Raw genomic sequence first — 18,312 nt, forward strand, 5'->3', positions numbered from 1 at the left:
CTCGGTCAGGGAGCGTGACGTCGGAGCGCGTGCACGTGCACCGGGATGCGGTCGAGGGCGCACCGCGCGGCCTCGGCCGCCGCTGGATCAACCGGGGAGCGCGGCGGTCAGGTCCAGCTCGACCAGCTGACCGGGGAAGCCGAGCGAAGCGACCCCGAGCAGGGTGCTGGCCGTACCGAAGGCCGCGCCGAGCGCCGAGTCGTTCAGTCGCCGCCACACCGCGCCCAGCACCTGGTCGTCGTCGCTGACCACGTAAATCACCGAGCGCACCACGTCGGCGGGCTGCGCCCCGGCCGCCTTCAGGACGGTCAGCGCGTTCGCTGCCACCTGGTCGGCCTGCGCGAGGTAGTCGCCCGCGCCGACCACGTTGCCGTCGAGGTCGAGTGGGCACTGGCCGGCGAGGAAGGCCAGCCGGCCTGCCTCGACGATCGTGACGTGGTGATAACCGGGAGTTGGGTGGACGTCGGGCGGGTTGATCTTGACCAGGCGCATTGAGGGGGAAGGGAAAGCAACACAATCCGAGGATGTCAAGGGCCGTGCGCCCCGAGCCCGAGCGTCTGCTGGATCATCGCTTCGATGGCCTCGAACGGCTGCGCGCGGCGAGCGGCCGCCACGGCCTGCGCGTCGGCGCCAACAGGCTGCTGGAACGGCGTCTCCGGTTCGTGCACCGCGCGCCAGATGGCCTCGATCACGAGATTGGCGTCCTGCACCGGCGCGGCCTTCTGGAACGAGCTCATCGCCGACGCGAAGGCGTCCATGTGGGCCTGGTAAGGAGATCCGAAGTGACGCGCCGATCCCAGAGCCTTGCGCAAGATCTCCGTCGTTGGGAAGGCGCCGGGCTCCACGACCCGCACGCGGACGCCGAACGGCTTGGTTTCATGGTAGAGGGCTTCGGACATGCCCACGAGCGCGAATTTGGTCGCGGCGTAGATGCCGTCCCCCGGCAATGCGAGGAAACCGGCGACGGAAGACACATTGACGATCACCCCCTGTCTTCGGGCGCGCATCGAGGGCAGCACCGCCCTGCTCATCCGCAGCGGACCGAAGAAGTTCGTCTCGAACATGCGGTATGCCTGGGCGTCGGACGTCTCCTCGACCGTGGCGTGCAGGAAGATCGCGGCGTTGTTGACCAGCGCGTCGAGCGGGCCTGCCGCCAGCACCTGAGTGACACCGCGCTCGACAGCCACGTCGTCGGTGACATCGATCACGACCGGCGTCACGCCGAGCTCCCTCAATACGCCGACGGTTCTTCCGCTCAAGTCACGCACGCCGGCGAACACCTCGTCCCCACGAGCTCGGAACGCCTTGGCGGCCTCGAAGCCGAACCCGCTGCTGCACCCGGTAATCAATACCCTTGCCATGAGGATTCCTTTCTCATCGTGACCGGCATTGTCCGGCCAGCCGCCGACGGTCTGACGTGGCCGCCCTGGCCCAGCGGTTCGGCAAGGTCGATCCAAACGGAAGCTGTAGAGGCGCGCTGAGCACCTCTGGGATCGCAGGATCGTGGAGCGATCAAGCACCGGAACCCGGCGGGGAGCAGCTACCCAGGGACAATAGCCCCTCAGTGGCATTTGTCAAGAAGGCGCACTTTTTCTTGCCAGCGCTCCTCGCCGGCAGACGAACCGGGGGCACGCCTCAGGAGGAAACGACCGAGCCGGCGCTCACTGCGGCGAGGCGCCGCTCCCATCGCGGCCGAACTCGCGCGCGAGCGTCCGGAAGGCCTCGTCCACCAGCTCTGGCAGGTCCTCGGTGGCCCCACGCGCGATCCACGCGTCCATCGCGGATTGCACGACCGCCATCGCGCAGCTGGCCAGCACGCGCGGCGCGAGATCATGCCGCGCGTCCAGGCCCATGCGCTCGGCCAGCGGCTCGCAGATCTCCTCCCCGCAGTGTCCCAGCCGCTCGCGCTGCCTCGCGCGGATCGCCGGCGTCCGCGCGACGAACTGCTGGATCAGGGCGAAGCGGGGCAGATCCGCCTCGTGGAGCTTCACGATCGTCTTGACGGCGTTTCGCAGCGCCACGACGGGCGGCTCGCTCGGCGGGCGCGCCCGCACCGCCTCGCGCGCCGCCTCGATGAACTGGTCCATCCACGCGATCACGAGGTCTTCCTTCGACTCGAAGTAGCGGAAGAACGTCCTCCGCGAGACCTCGACCACCCCGAGCACGTCATCGAGGGTCGTCTGCTCGTAGCCGTTCTTCAGGAAGAGCTCGATCGCGGTCTCGATGATCTGCGCGCGCGTGCGCTCCTTCTTGCGTTCCCTGAGCCCCGAGGGGCCGGCCTCCTTCATGCGGGCCAAGGTACCACGCACACGCTTCGGGTGCTCCTCCCTGAAGACCGCGGAGCGTCGCGACCGTGGTCGCGTGAATACGAGGCTGGCCGCGTTGCCTCGCCGTCCACATGCTATACCGCTGACCCCTGCGACGCAGCTGATCGCGACGTTGACCGGACATGGGTTGAATCGAGGCGACGAATGAACGGAGGAGACCAGATCGCGCGGGCCGTCGGAGCGATCGTAGACGCTGGCGCGCTCGCCAACGCAGCAACGATGGTCTGGCGCGACGGCGAGGTGGTTCAGCGCGCGTCTGTCGGGTGGCGAGACCTGGAAGCCAAGCTGCCCCTCGAGCATGACAGTCTGTTCCGCATCGCGTCGATGACGAAGCCGATCACCTCGACGGCGGCGCTCATGCTGTTCGAGGAGGGGCGCTTCGCGCTGACCGATCCGATCGCCCGCTGGGCACCGGAGTTCAGCGACATGCGCGTCCTGCGCTCTCCCACGGGCCCGCTCGACGAGACCGACCCGGCAGAACGACCGATCACCTTCGAGGATCTGCTGACGCACCGCTCGGGACTGACCTACGGGGCTTTTCATCGTGGACCCATCGCGGAGGCCTATGGGGAGGCGCTGGGAGGCGACATCGACAGCCACGTGACGCCCGACGACTGGATCACGCGGCTGGCTGCCTTGCCGTTGCTCGACCAGCCGGGGGCCACCCTTCACTATGGCCACTCGACCGATCTCCTCGGGTTGCTCATCGCTCGCATCGAGGACGCGCCGCTCGGCGACGTGCTCAAGCGCCGGATCTTCGATCCGCTTGGCATGGTCGACACCAGCTTCATCGTGCCACGTGAGAAGCGGGACCGGCGAGTCAAGAACTGCGGGTTCGATGGTTCGGGCCGCCTCGCCGCGCGCCTCACCTGTCCGGGCGACTCGACGGTTCCTGAACGGCCTGATGACATGGACTATGTCTCCGGCGGCCAGGGGCTGTGGTCGACGCTGGACGACTATCTCGCGTTCGCGCGCATCTTCCTGGGAGCAGGCGCCGTGGATGGCGTGCGTATCTTGCGGCCCGAAACGCTCGCCTTGATGACCTCCAACCGCCTCACGGAGCAGCAGCGCGCCACGGCCGAAGTGGGAGGCATGCCGCTCTTCCGGGGCGGTCACGGTTTCGGGATGGGCGTCGCCGTGGTGCTCGATCCGAAGAAGGCCGAGCCCACGGTGTGTGGGGGCCGCAAGGGCGCAGTCGGCTGGCCAGGCGGCTTCGGAGGCTGGTGGCGCGCGGACGCCGACGACGACTCGGTGCTGATCTTTCTCGCACATAACATGGTCGAGCGGGACCAGCTCAGCAGAGGCATCGGCCTGGGAGTCTACGAGGCAATCAGCCACTTCCAGGCCCTGGCGTCGGCCGGCGACCGCTGACGACCTTGTCATTCAGGAGCCGGCCCGCGAGCCGTCGCGGCTGACCGGGACGCGCGGTGACGGAGGCGGCCGCGCTCTCCGAGCGGGAGCTCGGCGAGCTCCTCGGCCGCGAGGGGCTCGCACGAGGCGCAGCTCGGCGAGCGGCGCAAGGCCGCGCCCCTGGAGCTGCCGGAGCAGGGCGCGAAGATTTTTTCGAGCGACCGATGATTCCTCCGCGGGCGGGGGGTCCATGAGCAAAAGGAGGACAATTTCATGTCCCACAAGCTCTTCGTCAGCCTGCCCATCAAGAACCTCGATCGCACGGTGGCGTTCTTCAAGGCCCTCGGCTTGACGTTCAACCCGAAGGTCACGGGCGAGCAGGCCGCCTGCATGCTCATCGGCGAGCACGCCTACGCGATGCTGCTCGTCGAGCCGTTCTTCAAGACGTTGACCAAGAAGGAGATCTGCGACACCGCGACGCACGTGGAGGGGGCCTTCGGGCTCTCGTGCGAGAGCCGTGCCGAGGTGGACGCGATGGTGGCGAAGGCGCTCACCGGCGGCGGCAAGGAGGCGGGGCCGCCGGAGGATCACGGGTTCATGTACACCCGGAGCTTCGAGGACCTCGACGGGCACCACTGGGAGGTGGTGTGGATGGATCCGAAGGCCGGGGAGTAAGCCGCACGGATCTCGGCGGAGGAGAAGACACTCCCCGCGCTCGTGCGCCCAGTCACGTGCCAAGAGAGCTGGCTGCTTCGCAGAACCATGCCTCACCGCTCCGACGCGCCCAGGCAGCCCGATCCGCGCGCTTGACAATCAATAAGCCGCGGCTTATAAGTCGTGGATGCAGAGCGCGGCCGTGGTCGAAGACAAGATCTTCCAGGCGCTGGCAGACCCCAGCCGCCGGGCGATCTTCGAGTCGCTCACGCGCGGCGAAGCGGCCGTGAAGGACCTCACGTCGCGCTTCGACATCTCGCAGCCGGCGATCTCGCAGCACCTCGCCACGTTGAAGGACGCCGGCCTCGTGAGCGGCCGGCGCGAGGGGCGCTGTGTCTACTACCGGGTGGAGCCGCGCGGACTGAAGCCGCTCGTCGACTGGATCACGCACTACCGCGCCTTCTGGATGGAGCGCGTCGATCGCCTCGAACAACTGCTGGAGAAAATGGACAAATGAGCCTCACCGACACGACCGCACAATCGCAAACCGAATCCATTTCGTTCGAGTTCGATCTGAAGCATGCGCCGGAGAAGGTGTGGCGCGCGCTCACCGAACCGGCGCTGCTCGCGGAGTGGCTCCTGCCCACCATCGGCCTCCAGCTCGAGCCGGGGGCGGCGTTCACGCTCAAGACGCAGCCGTACCCCGGCTGGGACGGCACCGTGAATTGCCGGTTCGTCGAGATCGAAGCGCATCGGAAGCTCAGCTACACGTGGAGCGTCCCCTTCCTGGAGACCGTCGTGACCTTCACGCTCACGCCCACGGCGTCGGGTACGCGCCTGTCCCTCGTACAATCGGGCTTCAAGCCGGACCAGAAGCAGAACTTCGGCGGCGCGCGCTACGGCTGGAAGATGATGGGCGGGAAGCTCGTCGACCTGCTCGAGAGGGTCTCGTGAGCCGGGCGAGGCTCGTGGCCTACTGGGTGACCACAGGCCTGGTCGTGTCGTCCATGGTCTCGGGCGGCGTGGCCCACGTCCTCCACGCGCCAGCGAGCGTCGATGGCTTCGTGCGCCTCGGCTATCCGCTGCACTTCGTCACGCTCCTCGGCATCTGGAAGCTCCTCGGCGCGCTCGCGCTGCTGGCGCCGAAACTCCCGCGCTTGAAGGAGTGGGCGTATGCGGGCCTCGTGTTCGACCTCACCGGCGCCGCCTTCGCCTGGGCCGCCGTCGGCGCCAGCGACTCCATGAGCAACGCTGGCCACATCATCGCGCCGCTCGTGGTCCTCGCGCTCGCGGTGACGTCGTGGGCGCTGCGACCGGACTCGCGCAAGATGCCGGAACCCCTTCACAGACCGTCGGTGTTGATGACATGATCGCGAACATGGCCTCCTCCAAGCAGCACGCCGCAGACAGACAGCACGCCGCCGACAGCCACGATCTGATCCGCGTCCAGGGCGCCCGGGAGAACAACCTCAAGGACGTCAGCGTCGAGATCCCCAAGCGGCGACTCACGGTGTTCACCGGCGTCTCGGGTTCGGGCAAGTCGTCGCTGGTGTTCGGCACCATCGCGGCGGAGTCGCAGCGGCTGATCAACGAGACCTACAGCGCGTTCGTGCAGGGGTTCATGCCGACGCTGGCCCGGCCCGAGGTCGACGTGCTGGAAGGGCTGACGACCGCGATCATCGTCGACCAGGAGCGGATGGGCGCCAACTCCCGCTCGACGGTCGGCACGGCGACAGACGCCAACGCGATGCTGCGGGTGCTGTGGAGCCGCCTCGGCAAGCCGCACATCGGCTCGTCCAACGCCTTCTCCTTCAACGTCCCGTCGGTCCGCGGGGTCGGGGCGATCTCGATCGAGAAGGCCGGCGGGAAGAAGACCGAGAAGCGCGAGTTCGTGGTCAACGGAGGCATGTGCCCGAAATGCGAGGGCATGGGATCCGTCTCCGACTTCGACCTGTCCCAGCTCTACGATGACAGCAAGTCGCTCAACGAGGGCGCGCTCAACATCCCCGGTTACTCGATGGATGGATGGTACGGGCGCATCTTCAACGGGTGCGGCTTCTTCGACGCGAACAAGCCGATCCGCAAGTTCACGAAGAAGGAGCTCCACGACCTGCTCCACAAGGAGCCGACCAAGATCAAGGTCGAGGGCATCAACCTGACCTACGAAGGGCTGATCCCGAAGATCCAGAAGTCGATGCTGTCCAAGGACGTCGACGCGATGCAGCCCCACATCCGGGCGTTCGTGGAGCGCGCGATCAAGTTCTCCACCTGTCCCGAGTGCGGCGGCACGCGGCTCAGCGAGGCTGCCCGGTCCTCGAAGATCAAGGGGATCAACATCGCCGACGCCTGCGCGATGCAGATCAACGAGCTGGCCAGGTGGGTGCGCGATCTGAACGAGCCGTCCGTCAAGCCGCTGCTGGCGACGCTGCGGCACACGCTCGACTCGTTCGTCGAGATCGGGCTGGGCTACCTCAGCCTCGACCGGCCGTCGGGCACGCTGTCGGGCGGCGAGGCGCAGCGCACCAAGATGATTGGCCACCTCGGGTCGTCGCTCACCGACGTCACCTACGTCTTCGACGAGCCGACGGTCGGGCTGCACCCCCACGACATCCAGCGGATGAACGAGCTGCTGCTGCGGCTGCGCGACAAGGGGAATACCGTCCTCGTGGTCGAGCACAAGCCGGAGACGATCGCGATCGCCGACCACGTCGTCGACCTGGGCCCCGGGGCCGGCACCGCCGGCGGCGAGGTGGTCTTCACGGGCACCGTCGACGGGCTGCGGGCGAGCGGCACGCTCACCGGGCGTCACCTGAGCGACCGGGTCTCCCTGAAGCGGTCGGTGCGGAAACCGTCGGGGGTGATGAAGGTGCGCGGCGCCCGCGCGCACAACCTGAAGAACGTCGACGTCGACATCCCGCTCGGCGTGCTGGTTGTGGTGACCGGCGTGGCGGGGTCGGGCAAGAGCTCGCTGATCCACGGCTCGGTGTCCGGCCGTGAGGGGGTGGTGTCGGTCGACCAGACCCCGATCCGTGGCTCGCGGCGGAGCAACCCGGCGACGTACACCGATCTGCTGGAGCCGATCCGCAAGGCGTTCGCGAAGGCCAATGGCGTGAAGCCCGCGCTGTTCAGCGCCAACTCCGAGGGTGCCTGTCCGACCTGCAACGGCGCCGGGGTGATCTACACCGATCTCGCGATGATGGCCGGCGTCACCACGGTGTGCGAGGACTGCGAGGGCCGGCGGTTCCAGGCGTCTGTCCTGGAGTACCGCCTCGGCAAGCTCAACATCGCCGAGGTGCTCGATCTGTCGGTCGCAGAGGCGGTCGGCTTCTTCGGCGCTGGAAAGGCGCATACGCCGGCGGCGCACGCGATCCTGCAGCGCATGGCCGACGTGGGGCTCGGCTACCTGCGGCTCGGCCAGCCGCTCACCACGCTGTCGGGTGGCGAGCGGCAGCGGCTCAAGCTCGCGACGCACATGGGCGCCGACGGCGGCGTCTACGTGCTCGACGAGCCGACAACCGGGCTGCACCTGGCCGACCTCGAGCAGCTGCTCGGGCTACTGGACCGGCTCGTCGACTCCGGCAAGTCGGTCATCGTGATCGAGCACCACCAGGCGGTGATGGCGCACGCCGACTGGATCATCGACCTCGGGCCGGGCGCGGGCCACGACGGCGGGCGGATCGTGTTCGAAGGCACCCCGGCCGACCTGGTGGCCGCGAAGTCGACGCTGACCGGCGAGCACCTGGCGGCGTTCGTCGGAAACCAGCCGAAGGCTGCCGCGTCTCGCCAATCTCGCTGAGCGAGCCTGTGTTCCCGGCCGGCGCCCCGAGCACGCCGGCCGGGAACGCGATGGCTCTCATCCGGCGGACCGCGCCGAGAGGCGCATGCGCCACTCGGCCCAGGCGCGCACCTCCGGCAGCGGATCCGCCGCCAGTCGGGCAATGGCCTCCGCGGGCACCGCAGCGTTCAGCGGCGCGGCGCGGCGCACGTCGGGCTCGGGATCGCGCGCCAGCTCTTCGAGCAGCTCCGGCGGCGCCGCCGCGTTCCACAGCACCGCGCGGCGGACCCAGCGCTCGGGATCGCGCGCGAGCCGTCGCAGGCCCTCCGCGGGCGAGCGCGGGTTGGCCGCGGCGCCGGCGCGAACGTCGTCGTCCTCGTCGCAGGAGAGGCGCTCCCAGCTCTCGGCCGACAGCTCGGCGCGCTCGGCCGCCGCGGCGCGCACCATCCCCAGCACGTCGCGCGAGAGCCGCTCGATGATGTCGAGCGGCGTGGCGGCGAGGCCGGCGATCCGGCTCCGCGTGTAGCCGTAATCGTCGCGGCTGAGGACCTCGAGCAGATCGCCGGGGAGCCAGGGGTGGAGCGCCATCTCGTACCCTCCGAGCCGATACTGCTCCTCGATGTGCGGGGCGAGGAGCGGCGTCGGGAACGAAGGGTGGGAGTAGACTCCGTATCGTTGCGCCTCGTCGATGGAGGCGTCGAGCGGCAACGGAGGCCCGGAGACACGGCCCGTGTAGCGCCAGCGCCCGAACGCCTCGTGCTTGCCCTCCGGCGCCTGGTAGTGAGGGTGCAGCTCGAGAATGGCCCGATCCTCGGGGGGTAGCGCCGCCGCGTAGCACAGGGCGTAGATGACCGACGACGAGGGATCGGCGGTGAGCCGCGCGAGCAGGCCGGGCGGTGCGTTCGGGTGCTCCGCGACCATCACGCGCACGTCTTTCTTCGGATCGCCGGCGAGGTGCTCCAGCAGCGAGGCCTGGAGATCGGGCCGCGCCGCCACCGCCATCCGCACCGCCGCGTCGGCGTCGCGCGCGAGGGCAGCGACGTCCGCGGGATCGAGCGCGGGGGCGAGGGCCACCGCGTGACGCACCACCGGCGATCGGTGCGCGGCGAGAGAGCGGCGCAGATCGGGATCGAGCGCCGGGTGACGGGCCGCCGCGCGGACCAGCCAGAGGGCGAGCGGCGCGTCGATCTCGCGATCCAGGGCGGCGAGGGACGCGAGCGCCCCCGGAGCGGCGCGCGGATGAAGGGCGATGGCCTCCGCCTCGAGGAGAGCGCGCTCGAGCCCCTCCACGCTGTGCAGCGAGCGCGCGGCGCGGCCGAGCAGCCGGCTCAACGTCTCCGTGGACGACGACGGGTGTCGGGCCACGGCGCGGCGCACGGCATCGGCGGGATCGTCGGCGAGCGCGGCCAGCACCTCGCCTGCGGTCGCGGGGTTCTGCGCCACGTGCTCGCGGACCTCGGCGACCGGGGAGCGCGCCGCGCGCTCCAGGTCCTCGCGCCGGGCGCTCGCGGCGTCCGCGAAGGCCTGGCGATGCACGACACGCCGGAGCTCATCGACCAGGGGATGGTGGCGCTCCACGGCCTCGGCCTCGGCGAGCCGCCGCGCGGCCTCCTCGTCCCGCCCCAGGAACACATCGACCAGCCCGCGCGCCGCGAGCGTGTGCGCCTTCGCGCCCGGCGCGACGACCCGCTCGTGCGCGACGAGCGCCTGCCGCTCGGCGTCTGCGAGGGCCTGCCCCGCGAGCGCCCGGCGCGCGTGAGTGACAATCACGGACGCGAGCGACATGTCCAGCCAGCCCATGTACCAGCCGCGGAACGAGAGCCCGGTCGGCCCCACCTCTGCATCGCCCTCGGCCGCCGTGAAGTCGCTCCACACCTGGCCGGCCAGATCCCCGGTCACGACGAGGAAATCGAAGTAGCCACAGCCCTTGTCGGAGAGGTAGAGACAGCCGTCGTACGGGTTGTCGCCAGCGGGGATGGGCAGCGGGTTCGGGCGCCCCTCGGCGTCGAGCACCGCCCAGCGCTCGCGAAGCCGGAAGGGCTTGTCCATCTCCGCAGGTCGGCTGAGCGGCGGGCGCCCGCCCGTGCCGGCGGAGACGCGATGGCCGTCGACCGAGGTGATCACGACCTCCACCCGCGGCAGGGCGTCCGGCGTCCAGGCGTCGAGAGGGGCCAGGCCGTAGTCCGGGCCCGCGCCGCCGTCGGCGATGTGGAGGACGAAGTCGCGGTACTCTTCGGGCAAGCGGATCCGGTGCGCCGCCTCGAAGGCGCCGACCTCCTCGGGTGAGGCCGCTGGGCGGAGCTCGAGCGACTCGCGCTGTTCTTCGGGGGTGAGCGTGCGCAGCGCGACGAGCTTGGCGCGAGCGTCGGAGATCCAGGTCGACTCCATGGCGCCCACGGTGGCCCGGCGCGCGCGAGGGGTCAACGGATGTGCCGAGCGCTGTGAGACGTCACGCCGAGAGCCGTGGCATGTCACACAAGATCGGACCGCATTGCGCGCCAGGCGTCTCATGACTGGCGTGCGACGCGCTCCCGGCCGCGAGGCGAGCAAAGCATTCGCATCAAGGATATTTACCGATGCTTCGCAGGACGTCCCCCATCCACCCATCCACGCGCGGGCTCCGCACGATGGCATCGGGGTGCCTATGTGGGCGGCATGGCCATGGCGGAGCGGCGGAGCGGCGACGGCGTGGATTTGCTCGCTTGCGAAGCTCCACCGGATTAATGACCGTGCTGGGAGCGATACTCGCCTTCTGGCTGGTGTCCTGGTACCGAAAATTCCGGTACGACTGAGGGGGAGCCAGCGCGCATCGTTGGGTCTGATCGGAGGTCGACGTGGAACTACTCGAGAATTTGCTGTGGCTGTGCAGGATCCCCTCGCCTACCGGTGAGGAGCGCAACCTGGCCGACGAGCTCGCTCAACGTCTCGCGGCGCTCCCCTCGGCTTCACCGCCACGCCGCTACGGAGACTCTCTCGTGGCGCCGCTCACGCGCGGGTCGGGAGGCCCCAAGATTCTGCTCGTCGGGCAGCTCGACGTGGCCAACGCAGGGCAACGAGGCGAAGCGCGGACGGAGAACAACCGCGCGCTCGGCGCTGGAGCCGCCGAGAAGAGCGGCCTCTGCCTGATGCTCGATCTGGCCGAGCGCCGGCCGCAGGTACACGCCGATATCACCCTCGTGTTTCACGCGCGCGGAGCGTGCGGCTTCGACGCGAGCGAGCTCAGGGTGGTCATGAAGCAGGATACCGAGCTCCGGGGGGCCGACTTCGCCCTGGTGCTCAAGCCCACGGACAACAAGCTTCAGCTCGGCTCGGGAGGCTCCACGCACGCGACGCTGGCGTTTGCAGGCCGCACGGGGCACAGCGGGCTGCCCGGCGCCGGCGTGAACGCGATTCACAAGTTCGCGCGCGTGCTCTCTCAGCTGGCCGCGTTCGAGCCCGTACCCGACGTCGTCGACGGCCTGACCTGGTACGAGATGATGAACGCCACCTCGGCCCACGGGGGCCGCTCCGGCAGCGTCGTGCCAGACCACCTGGAAGTGAACGTGCACCACACGTACGGTCCGAGCACCAGCTCCCATACATCCCAAGAGCGGCTGATGGCGCTCGTGGACCGCGTGGGGGCAGTCCGGTTCGAGGAGCTCTCCCGTCCGGCGCCGCCGAACCGGAACCACGCGCTCATCGCGGCTCTCGAACAAAGCGGCGTTCAAGGCGTCGAGGCCCGGCAAACCTGGTCGGAAGTCGCAAGCTTCACGACGCTCGGGATCCCGGCGGCGAATTTCGGACCGGGCGCGGAGCGGACGATGCACGCGCTGAACGAGGTGACGGAGCTTTCGGAGCTCGCGCGGGCGCAAACCATCCTCGGCCGCTGGTTCGCCAAGATGACGTGACTTCTGTTGGCATCTTTAGAGAGAGAGAAAAGAATTGAACAGGGAGGCGGGGAGACGGGGAGATTCATGGGACTTCACTCCCCGTCTCCCCGCCTCCCTGTGAATTTCCCGGAAATTCGAGGGTCCGGATCCATCGCGGCGCCGTCCGCGTACACGCGCGCGGGGAACAGCTTCTCATCCGTTGGCTTGATGAACGCAGGCTCACGGAGCGCCAGCGCATCCTCGAGGGTCGTGAGGCGCACGCTGCGAAGGCGATGGCGCTGGGGCAGGCGGGGCAGCCAGTCGGCGGTCGGTTCGAGCAGCGCGACCTCGAGGTCGTCCATGATGGCGTCGGCGAGAATGGTCTCGCCGTAGAGCACGGGGTCGCGCGCCGCGAGGCCCTCGGGGCAGCGGAACGAGCGGAGACGCTCGATGTCCCAGCCGGCCGCGAGGGCAGCGGCGAACAGCGCGTTCGAGTCAGGGCTATAGCGCTGCGAGAGGACGAGCGTCGGCACGCGCTCGGATGTAGCACGATCCCCGGCAGCGCGAGGCTCGAACGCCCGCTGTCGCTCCTCCGGGCCGGCTGAGCTTCAGCGCTCTCGCGGCTCGTCGCGGCGCGCCGGATCCCGCCGCTGGGCGCCGGCGGCGACGGCGCCAGCGGCGCCTATCGTTCGATCGCCGTTGCGGCTGGACAACAAGCGCCGAAGCCCGTCCTGGAGACTCGCGACGATGGGGACGCCATCGAAGCCGAGGTCGCAGTCGATCAGCAATCTCGCCATGGCCGGTGAGATGCCCGCGATGGCGCACCGCGCCCCGAGCAACGAAGAAGCGCGCACCGTGTCGCGGAGGTGGCGTGCCCCTTCCGCGTCCATGAAAGGCACGCCGGTGACGTCGAGGATCACATGCTCCGCCTGCGTGTCCACGATCGCGTGCAGCAGCACGTCGAGGATACGGGCGGCGCGCCCGGCGTCGATGTGGCCGATGAGCGGCAGCGCGAGGATGCCGTCCCAGAGCCTGAGCACGGGCGTGGACAGCGCGGCAATGGCGCGCTGCTGGTCCTCGCTCACGCGGAGCTGCTCCTCGAGCCGCTGGGTCCGCTCGGCGATCGCGGCCTCGAGCTGTGCCGTCTGGATCCGCAGCTCGTCCTCGGATTGCTTGAGCTCGCCGACGTCCACGTGGATCTGCAGCACTTCGGCCACGTTGCCCTCAGCGTCGCTGACGGGATGGAGCGAGGAGGCGACCCAGCGGGCCACCCCCTTCTGGAGCGTGTCTGCCTGGACCGGATCGTAGCGAATGGTGGGCAACGCCGTGGCCTCGCCCCGCCAGAACGCTCGCTCGACGAGGGGCAGCGACCCATTGGCGGATACCTGCTCGTCCTTCAGCAACCGCCACCCGGCGACATCCCGGAGGCTCAAGCTCCAGAGCTGCTCCCACCGGCGATTCACCTCGAGCACGCGGCTCTCGCCATCGTAGATCATCATGCTCACGATGCCCCCGTCGAGCAGGGCCTCGTAGCGGCGCGCGGGGATCTCCAGCTCGGCAACGCGTCGGCGCAGCGCATCGATCTCACGCTCGAGCTCGGTGATCGTCGGAGTTGTCTTCTGTTCCATGTTCTCTCGGTCCGCGTGCTCCGTGACGAGCGTCCTCCCCAGGAAAGACGGCCTCGGCGTGGGCCGGGTCGCGTACAACGAGCGCGACCACGGGCGCGCGTTGATGACATGACGGCCCACGCCAACAGGAGGCCCGCAGCGTTGTATCTCCGGTCGCGGCGAGCTTCAACCCGGCGGACGTCTGCTGGATGAGGAGCTCACTGACGTCGCGGCTCACGACGGCGCGGCGGAGCCAACTGTCCAGCTCGGCGAGGTCCGGCCTGGTTCCCCGGCTCGTCACACCATGGGATTGCCGAGGATGCCTCGACCCGCGTCGGGTCGTCGGTTGTCGCCTCAACCCGGGTCGGGTTGTCGGCTTTTGCCTCAACCCGGGTCGGGTTGTCGGCTTTTGCCTCAACCCGGGTCGGGTTCACAGGCCCGATCGGGTCGGGCTCAGGGCGACCCCTGCTTGGCGCACGGGTCCGCCGCCGCGGCCGCGCTGCGGCCCTCCCAGAGGCGAGCGAGCGGGCTCCTCGGGCCGACCGCGCCCGCGGCGGCGAGCGCCGCCCACGTCAGGATGGGGCCATCGCCCTCGAGCACGCGCAGCGGCGGCGGATACCCGGTCGCGGCGAGCTTCAGCCCGCCGGGCGTCGGCAGGAGGAGCAGATCCGGGTTGTCGAGGCTCACGCGCTCCCGCAGCAGCTCGAGCACGGTCGCGTCGCCGTCGGCCAACGGCGCGAGGCAGCGCTCCAGCAAGGGCCGCAGCGCCTTCTTCGACGCGGCGGACCGGTCGAGCAGCTGGGTCACGGGCGCGCCCGTGCGCACGTCGAGCACCTGCCAGCGCTCGGGCCCTGGATCCCAGGGGTGCGTGCCGCCCTCGTACCGCATCGCATCGTGGGAGCGGACCGCGAGCAGCCCCTTCTCGTTGAGGGAGATCTCGAAGGTGCGCGATGCGGCCATTCGCTCGCCCGCCTTGCACGCGCGCAAACTCGCCTCGTCTCCCGGCCCGAACACCCACGTGCCGTTCTCGAGCGCGCGGTTGAGGGCCGCCTCGCTCGTCGCCGTCGCGGCGCCGAAGATCTCGGGCCAGGCGAGCTCCTCGCCGCACGCCTCGCCAGGCTCGAAAGGGATCCCGATCCCGTCGGAGGGGCCATCGGGGTTCGGCCGAGGCGGGAAGCGGCGCGCCCTCTTCTTCGTGGCCACGAGCAGCACATCGCGCGCGCCGACCGAGGCGAGGTCGAACGGCAGCGAGGCGCCCCGCGGGCTCGTCCACGTCCCGATGAGGTGGCCGTCGGCCCGGCAGGTGCCCGCGAACTGGCCCGTCGGGCGCGCCGGGTTGCCCTCGACAAGCGCGAGCTCGCCGGCGTCGGTGACAGACCCGGCCAGCGGGATGTCGACGCCGACATGGGCATAGAAGTAACGGCCCCGCACGGTCCCTCCGTCGCGCTCGAGCCGCGCAAAGACCTCGAGCTTCGGCCCGATCGTGCCGTGGAAGCCGCGCTCCAGCGCACAGGCGCTCTGCGGCGCCGGCGCGGCGCTCGCGGCAGGCGCGGGCGCGGCGCCCACGGCGCGCGCCGACGGAGACGGCGCCGCGGAGGCCGCCGCCTTGGCCACGGCGGGCGCAGCGCCCGCGACAGGCGAGGGCGCGGCCGCAGGGCCGCACGCCGGCAGAGCGGAGATCAGCGGCAGGAACGCTCGATATCGCATGGACAGCCATTGTGCAGAACAGGACCTGACAAATCCCCTCAATTTGTTCGTATCTCAGGCCGGCCTGAAGCGGAGCGGGAGCGACACGGGGCCACGCACGGTGAGCGTGCGGTTGTAGGGGATCTCGCCCGGCGCGCGGGTCACCTCGCCGATCCTCGGGAGCAGCACCTCGAGCGCGACCTTCGCCTCCATCCGGGCCAGCGCCGCGCCAAGGCAGAAGTGCGCGCCGTGCCCGAAGGTCAGGCTCGGCTGGCCGCGGTGCAGATCGAACCGATCGGGATCCGTGAAGCGCTGCTCGTCGCGGTTCGCCGAGCCGACAAGGGCCAGCACGAGCGAGCCCGCGGGGATCGTCACGCCGGCCAGCGCGACGTCCGACGTCGTGAGCCGGGGGACGGACTGGGTCGGGCCGTCATAACGCATCATCTCCTCGATGAACCTCGGGATCAGCTGCGGCGAGGCGCGCAGCCGCTCGAGCTCCGCGGGGCGCTCCGCGAGCAGGAGCATCGAGCTGCCGAGGAAGTGGGTCGTTGTCTCGAGGCCGCCGCCAAGGATGCTGACGAGCAGATCGATGATCTCGCGGTCGCCGAGGAGCTCGCCGGCGCGGGCGAGCTCGCTCACGAGGTCGTCGGACGGCGATCGCCTGCGGGCCGCGATGACGTCGGCCATGTACCGGTCGAGCTCCGCGATCGTGGCGCGGACGCGGGCGGCGTGCTCGGCGCTCGCCGGCTCGGGCGTCACGGACAGGAGATCGTCCATCCACCGCTTGAAGTGCGGCTCGAGCGCGTGATCCAGGCCGAGCAGCTCGCTGATCACGAAGGCCGGCAGCGGCGCCGCGGCCGCGGCGATGAAGTCGACCTCGCCGTCGAGGCGGCCCGCGAGCCGCTCGCACAGATCCCGGGCCCGCTGCTCGATGCGCGCGATCGCCGGCGCCCCGAACGCCTGGCTCACCAGGCCGCGGAGCCGCGCGTGATCCGGGCCATCCATGGCCAGGATCGAGCTCGCAAGCGGGTTGTGCCCCACCCACGCCGGCTGCCAGGCGGCCCGGAACCCCTGGGACGAGAACCGCTCCGGGCTCCGGAGGACCGTCGCGACATCGGCGTACCGGCTCACCGCCCACATGCCGCCAGGATCCACCTGGCAGACCGGCGCCTCACGGCGCATCGCCGCGTACGGCGTATAAGGATCCGCCCGGAAGGCGGGTGTCATGATGTCCACGCGCTCGCTCATGCGAAGAGACCTCCCGCGATGGCCCCGAGCACACGCCGGGCCCGCGCGGGAGAGGCCGTTTCCACGGGAGATCCGGGGCGCGTCCGTGGCGCCTCGCGAGCCCGCCGGTCAGGGTGACCGGTCACTCCTGTCACCTTGATAAGGTCGTCCCATGCGCGCCGCCGATCTCGACATCCGGAAGCTGCTCGACGTCGACGCGCGCGGCGGCGTCGTCCGCTTCGCCGGGGAGCGCGCGGTCATCCTCGACGCCGGGGCGCTCGGGACGCTGCGCGAGGAGCTCGTCCGGCTCGCGGGGTTCGCGGGGGCGCGCGCCGTGCTCACGCGCTTCGGCGTCGAGCACGGCACCCGGATGGCGGAGGCGATGGTGTCCCGGCTCCCCTGGGACAGCGAGGCCGAGCTGCACGGCGCGGGGGCCCTGCTCCACACGCTGCAGGGCTTCATCCGGCTCGCGCCCGGGGACACGACGCCCCTCGCCTCGCGCGGCGCCACGCTGCTCTCGTCGTACGAGGCCGAACAGCACCTCCTGCACCTCGGCCGCGCGGACGAGCCGGTCTGCTGGATGCTCGCCGGCATCGCGAGCGGCTACATGAGCCGGGCGACGGGCGAGGCGGTCTACGTCATCGAGGATCGGTGCATCGGCCGGGGCGACGACGTCTGCCACTTCCAGGGCCGGACGCGCGCCGCGTGGGGCGGCGCGCTCGAGGAGCACCTGCCGTTCTTCCGCGAGAGCGTGCTCGACCCGTCGGTCCGCGAGGCCGCGCCGCCCCGGAGGGCGATGGGGCGGGCGCTCGACGCGAAGGCGAGCGCCCTGCCCTTTGCGGCGCCATGGGGCGAGCCGGCGACCCCGCTCGTCGCGGAGAGCCCGGCGATGCAGCGGGCCCTCGACCGCGCGCGGCGGGTCGCGCCGGTGGACTCGACGATCCTGCTCACGGGCGAGAGCGGCGCCGGGAAAGAGCGGGTGGCGCGGCTCATCCACGGCGCGTCGGCGCGCGCCGCGGGCCCGTTCGTCGCGGTCAACTGCGCGGCGATCACCGAGACGCTGCTGGAGAGCGAGCTCTTCGGGCACGCGCGCGGCTCTTTCACCGGCGCGACCCACGACCGCGCCGGGCTGTTCGAGGCGGCGCGCGGGGGCACGCTGCTGCTCGACGAGGTCGGCGAGGCCCCGCCCGGGGTGCAGGCGAAGCTCCTCCGCGCGCTCCAGGAGCGGCAGGTGCGCCGCGTCGGCGAGAACACGAGCCGCCCCGTCGACGCCCGGATCCTCGCGGCGACGAACCGCGATCTCGCGGCCGACGCCGCGGCGGGCCGCTTCCGGCGGGATCTCTACTACCGGCTGCGGGTCATCGAGATCCACCTGCCGCCGCTCCGCGAGCGCCGGGAGGACGTCCTGCCGCTCGCGCGGGCGCTGCTCGCGGCGGCGTCACGACGGCTCGATCGGCCTGTCGCGGGCTTCACGCCGGAGGCCGAGGGCGCGCTGGAGCGCCACGGGTGGCCCGGCAACGTGCGCGAGCTGGAGAACGCCGTGGAGCACGCGGTCGCCCTGGCGCGGGGGGGCGTGGCCGCTCTGGACGACCTGCCGGACGACGTCCGCGGCGCAGCGCCAGCGGGCGGTGGGGGCGAGGAGCCGGCCGCGCGGACGCTGGCGGGCGTCGAGCGGAGAGCGATCCTCGCGGCGCTCGAGCGGCACGGCGGCAACCAGGCCCGCGCCGCCGCGGAGCTCGGGATCGGCGCGTCGACGCTCTACCGGAAGCTCAGGAGGTACGCCCGCGGCGCAGGGTAGAGAGGTGCCATGTGTCGGCGACGGCCGGGCCCCGCCGGTG

At 70.6% G+C, this 18,312-nt stretch carries 16 protein-coding genes; 8 read left to right on the forward strand and 8 right to left on the reverse strand.

From position 1 onward, the window contains the following. Positions 1–87: 87 nt before the first annotated feature. From WME97_RS33475 to WME97_RS33485, 3 genes are all read right to left on the reverse strand, one after another. Positions 88–492 carry a RidA family protein gene (locus WME97_RS33475; protein WP_437543559.1) on the reverse strand — a complete coding sequence of 135 codons (405 nt, stop codon included), beginning with the start codon at positions 490–492 and terminating at the stop codon, positions 88–90. 35 nt (positions 493–527) lie between these two features. After that, positions 528–1,361: an SDR family oxidoreductase gene (locus WME97_RS33480; protein WP_437543561.1), complete on the reverse strand. Its 834-nt coding sequence runs from the start codon at positions 1,359–1,361 to the stop codon at positions 528–530. Between the two features lie 300 nt (positions 1,362–1,661). Then, on the reverse strand, positions 1,662–2,288 hold the full coding sequence (locus WME97_RS33485; RefSeq protein WP_437543563.1) for an acyl-CoA-like ligand-binding transcription factor: 627 nt from the start codon (positions 2,286–2,288) through the stop codon (positions 1,662–1,664). A gap of 183 nt (positions 2,289–2,471) precedes the next feature. Between WME97_RS33485 and WME97_RS33490 the strand changes: the two genes are divergently transcribed. The 6 genes from WME97_RS33490 to WME97_RS33515 all read left to right on the forward strand — a co-directional run bounded on the left by WME97_RS33490 (position 2,472) and on the right by WME97_RS33515 (position 8,127). Next, the gene (locus WME97_RS33490) at positions 2,472–3,698 is read left to right on the forward strand and encodes a serine hydrolase domain-containing protein (RefSeq protein WP_437543564.1); all 1,227 of its coding nucleotides are present in this window, start codon (positions 2,472–2,474) and stop codon (positions 3,696–3,698) included. 252 nt (positions 3,699–3,950) lie between these two features. Next, entirely contained in the window at positions 3,951–4,352 is a 402-nt protein-coding gene (locus WME97_RS33495) for a VOC family protein (protein ID WP_437543566.1), read from the forward strand. A gap of 166 nt (positions 4,353–4,518) precedes the next feature. After that, positions 4,519–4,848 (forward strand): ArsR/SmtB family transcription factor, encoded by a 330-nt coding sequence (locus tag WME97_RS33500; protein WP_437543568.1) that lies wholly within the window; start codon positions 4,519–4,521, stop codon positions 4,846–4,848. Beyond that, on the forward strand, positions 4,845–5,285 hold the full coding sequence (locus tag WME97_RS33505) for an SRPBCC family protein (protein WP_437543570.1): 441 nt from the start codon (positions 4,845–4,847) through the stop codon (positions 5,283–5,285). Before WME97_RS33500 ends, WME97_RS33505 begins: the two co-directional genes overlap by 4 nt. Beyond that, entirely contained in the window at positions 5,282–5,701 is a 420-nt protein-coding gene (locus WME97_RS33510) for a DoxX family protein (RefSeq protein ID WP_437543572.1), read from the forward strand. The genes WME97_RS33505 and WME97_RS33510 overlap by 4 nt, the downstream gene beginning before the upstream one ends. A gap of 8 nt (positions 5,702–5,709) precedes the next feature. Further along, entirely contained in the window at positions 5,710–8,127 is a 2,418-nt protein-coding gene (locus tag WME97_RS33515; RefSeq protein WP_437543575.1) for an ATP-binding cassette domain-containing protein, read from the forward strand. Between the two features lie 57 nt (positions 8,128–8,184). On the opposite strand, the gene WME97_RS33520 is transcribed toward WME97_RS33515, so the two are convergent. Next, a complete protein-coding gene (locus WME97_RS33520; protein WP_437543577.1) occupies positions 8,185–10,494 on the reverse strand; it encodes an SMI1/KNR4 family protein in 2,310 nt (769 codons plus the stop codon). Positions 10,495–11,081: 587 nt separating this feature from the next. Between WME97_RS33520 and WME97_RS33525 the strand changes: the two genes are divergently transcribed. Further along, a complete protein-coding gene (locus WME97_RS33525; protein ID WP_437543578.1) occupies positions 11,082–11,993 on the forward strand; it encodes a M20/M25/M40 family metallo-hydrolase in 912 nt (303 codons plus the stop codon). A 74-nt stretch (positions 11,994–12,067) separates the two neighbouring features. Here WME97_RS33525 and WME97_RS33530 read toward each other — a convergent pair whose 3' ends face one another. The 4 genes from WME97_RS33530 to WME97_RS33545 form a co-directional block, all read right to left on the reverse strand. After that, complete coding sequence (locus WME97_RS33530; RefSeq protein WP_437543580.1) at positions 12,068–12,487, reverse strand: hypothetical protein; 420 nt, start codon at positions 12,485–12,487, stop codon at positions 12,068–12,070. A 75-nt stretch (positions 12,488–12,562) separates the two neighbouring features. Further along, positions 12,563–13,582: an STAS domain-containing protein gene (locus WME97_RS33535; protein ID WP_437543583.1), complete on the reverse strand. Its 1,020-nt coding sequence runs from the start codon at positions 13,580–13,582 to the stop codon at positions 12,563–12,565. Between the two features lie 432 nt (positions 13,583–14,014). Next, positions 14,015–15,268, reverse strand: a complete 1,254-nt coding sequence (locus tag WME97_RS33540) for a hypothetical protein (RefSeq protein WP_437543586.1) — start codon at positions 15,266–15,268, stop codon at positions 14,015–14,017. Between the two features lie 54 nt (positions 15,269–15,322). Beyond that, positions 15,323–16,495: a cytochrome P450 gene (locus tag WME97_RS33545; RefSeq protein WP_437543588.1), complete on the reverse strand. Its 1,173-nt coding sequence runs from the start codon at positions 16,493–16,495 to the stop codon at positions 15,323–15,325. A gap of 151 nt (positions 16,496–16,646) precedes the next feature. Between WME97_RS33545 and WME97_RS33550 the strand changes: the two genes are divergently transcribed. Next, positions 16,647–18,272 (forward strand): sigma 54-interacting transcriptional regulator, encoded by a 1,626-nt coding sequence (locus WME97_RS33550; RefSeq protein WP_437543591.1) that lies wholly within the window; start codon positions 16,647–16,649, stop codon positions 18,270–18,272. Positions 18,273–18,312 lie beyond the last annotated feature (40 nt).

Origin of the sequence: Sorangium sp. So ce367 (assembly GCF_051520455.1) — a bacterium.
In the GTDB taxonomy this organism is placed as follows: Bacteria; Myxococcota_A; Polyangia; order Polyangiales; family Polyangiaceae; genus Sorangium; species Sorangium cellulosum_B.

Bases quoted from the DNA above. Each gene is read 5' to 3' on its own strand.
- WME97_RS33475 (WP_437543559.1), bottom strand. From the start codon at position 492: ATGCGCCTGGTCAAGATCAACCCGCCCGACGTCCACCCAACTCCCGGT.
- WME97_RS33480 (WP_437543561.1), bottom strand. From the start codon at position 1,361: ATGGCAAGGGTATTGATTACCGGGTGCAGCAGCGGGTTCGGCTTCGAG.
- WME97_RS33485 (WP_437543563.1), bottom strand. From the start codon at position 2,288: ATGAAGGAGGCCGGCCCCTCGGGGCTCAGGGAACGCAAGAAGGAGCGC.
- WME97_RS33490 (WP_437543564.1), top strand. From the start codon at position 2,472: ATGAACGGAGGAGACCAGATCGCGCGGGCCGTCGGAGCGATCGTAGAC.
- WME97_RS33495 (WP_437543566.1), top strand. From the start codon at position 3,951: ATGTCCCACAAGCTCTTCGTCAGCCTGCCCATCAAGAACCTCGATCGC.
- WME97_RS33500 (WP_437543568.1), top strand. From the start codon at position 4,519: ATGCAGAGCGCGGCCGTGGTCGAAGACAAGATCTTCCAGGCGCTGGCA.
- WME97_RS33505 (WP_437543570.1), top strand. From the start codon at position 4,845: ATGAGCCTCACCGACACGACCGCACAATCGCAAACCGAATCCATTTCG.
- WME97_RS33515 (WP_437543575.1), top strand. From the start codon at position 5,710: ATGGCCTCCTCCAAGCAGCACGCCGCAGACAGACAGCACGCCGCCGAC.
- WME97_RS33520 (WP_437543577.1), bottom strand. From the start codon at position 10,494: ATGGAGTCGACCTGGATCTCCGACGCTCGCGCCAAGCTCGTCGCGCTG.
- WME97_RS33535 (WP_437543583.1), bottom strand. From the start codon at position 13,582: ATGGAACAGAAGACAACTCCGACGATCACCGAGCTCGAGCGTGAGATC.
- WME97_RS33540 (WP_437543586.1), bottom strand. From the start codon at position 15,268: ATGCGATATCGAGCGTTCCTGCCGCTGATCTCCGCTCTGCCGGCGTGC.
- WME97_RS33545 (WP_437543588.1), bottom strand. From the start codon at position 16,495: ATGAGCGAGCGCGTGGACATCATGACACCCGCCTTCCGGGCGGATCCT.
- WME97_RS33550 (WP_437543591.1), top strand. From the start codon at position 16,647: ATGCGCGCCGCCGATCTCGACATCCGGAAGCTGCTCGACGTCGACGCG.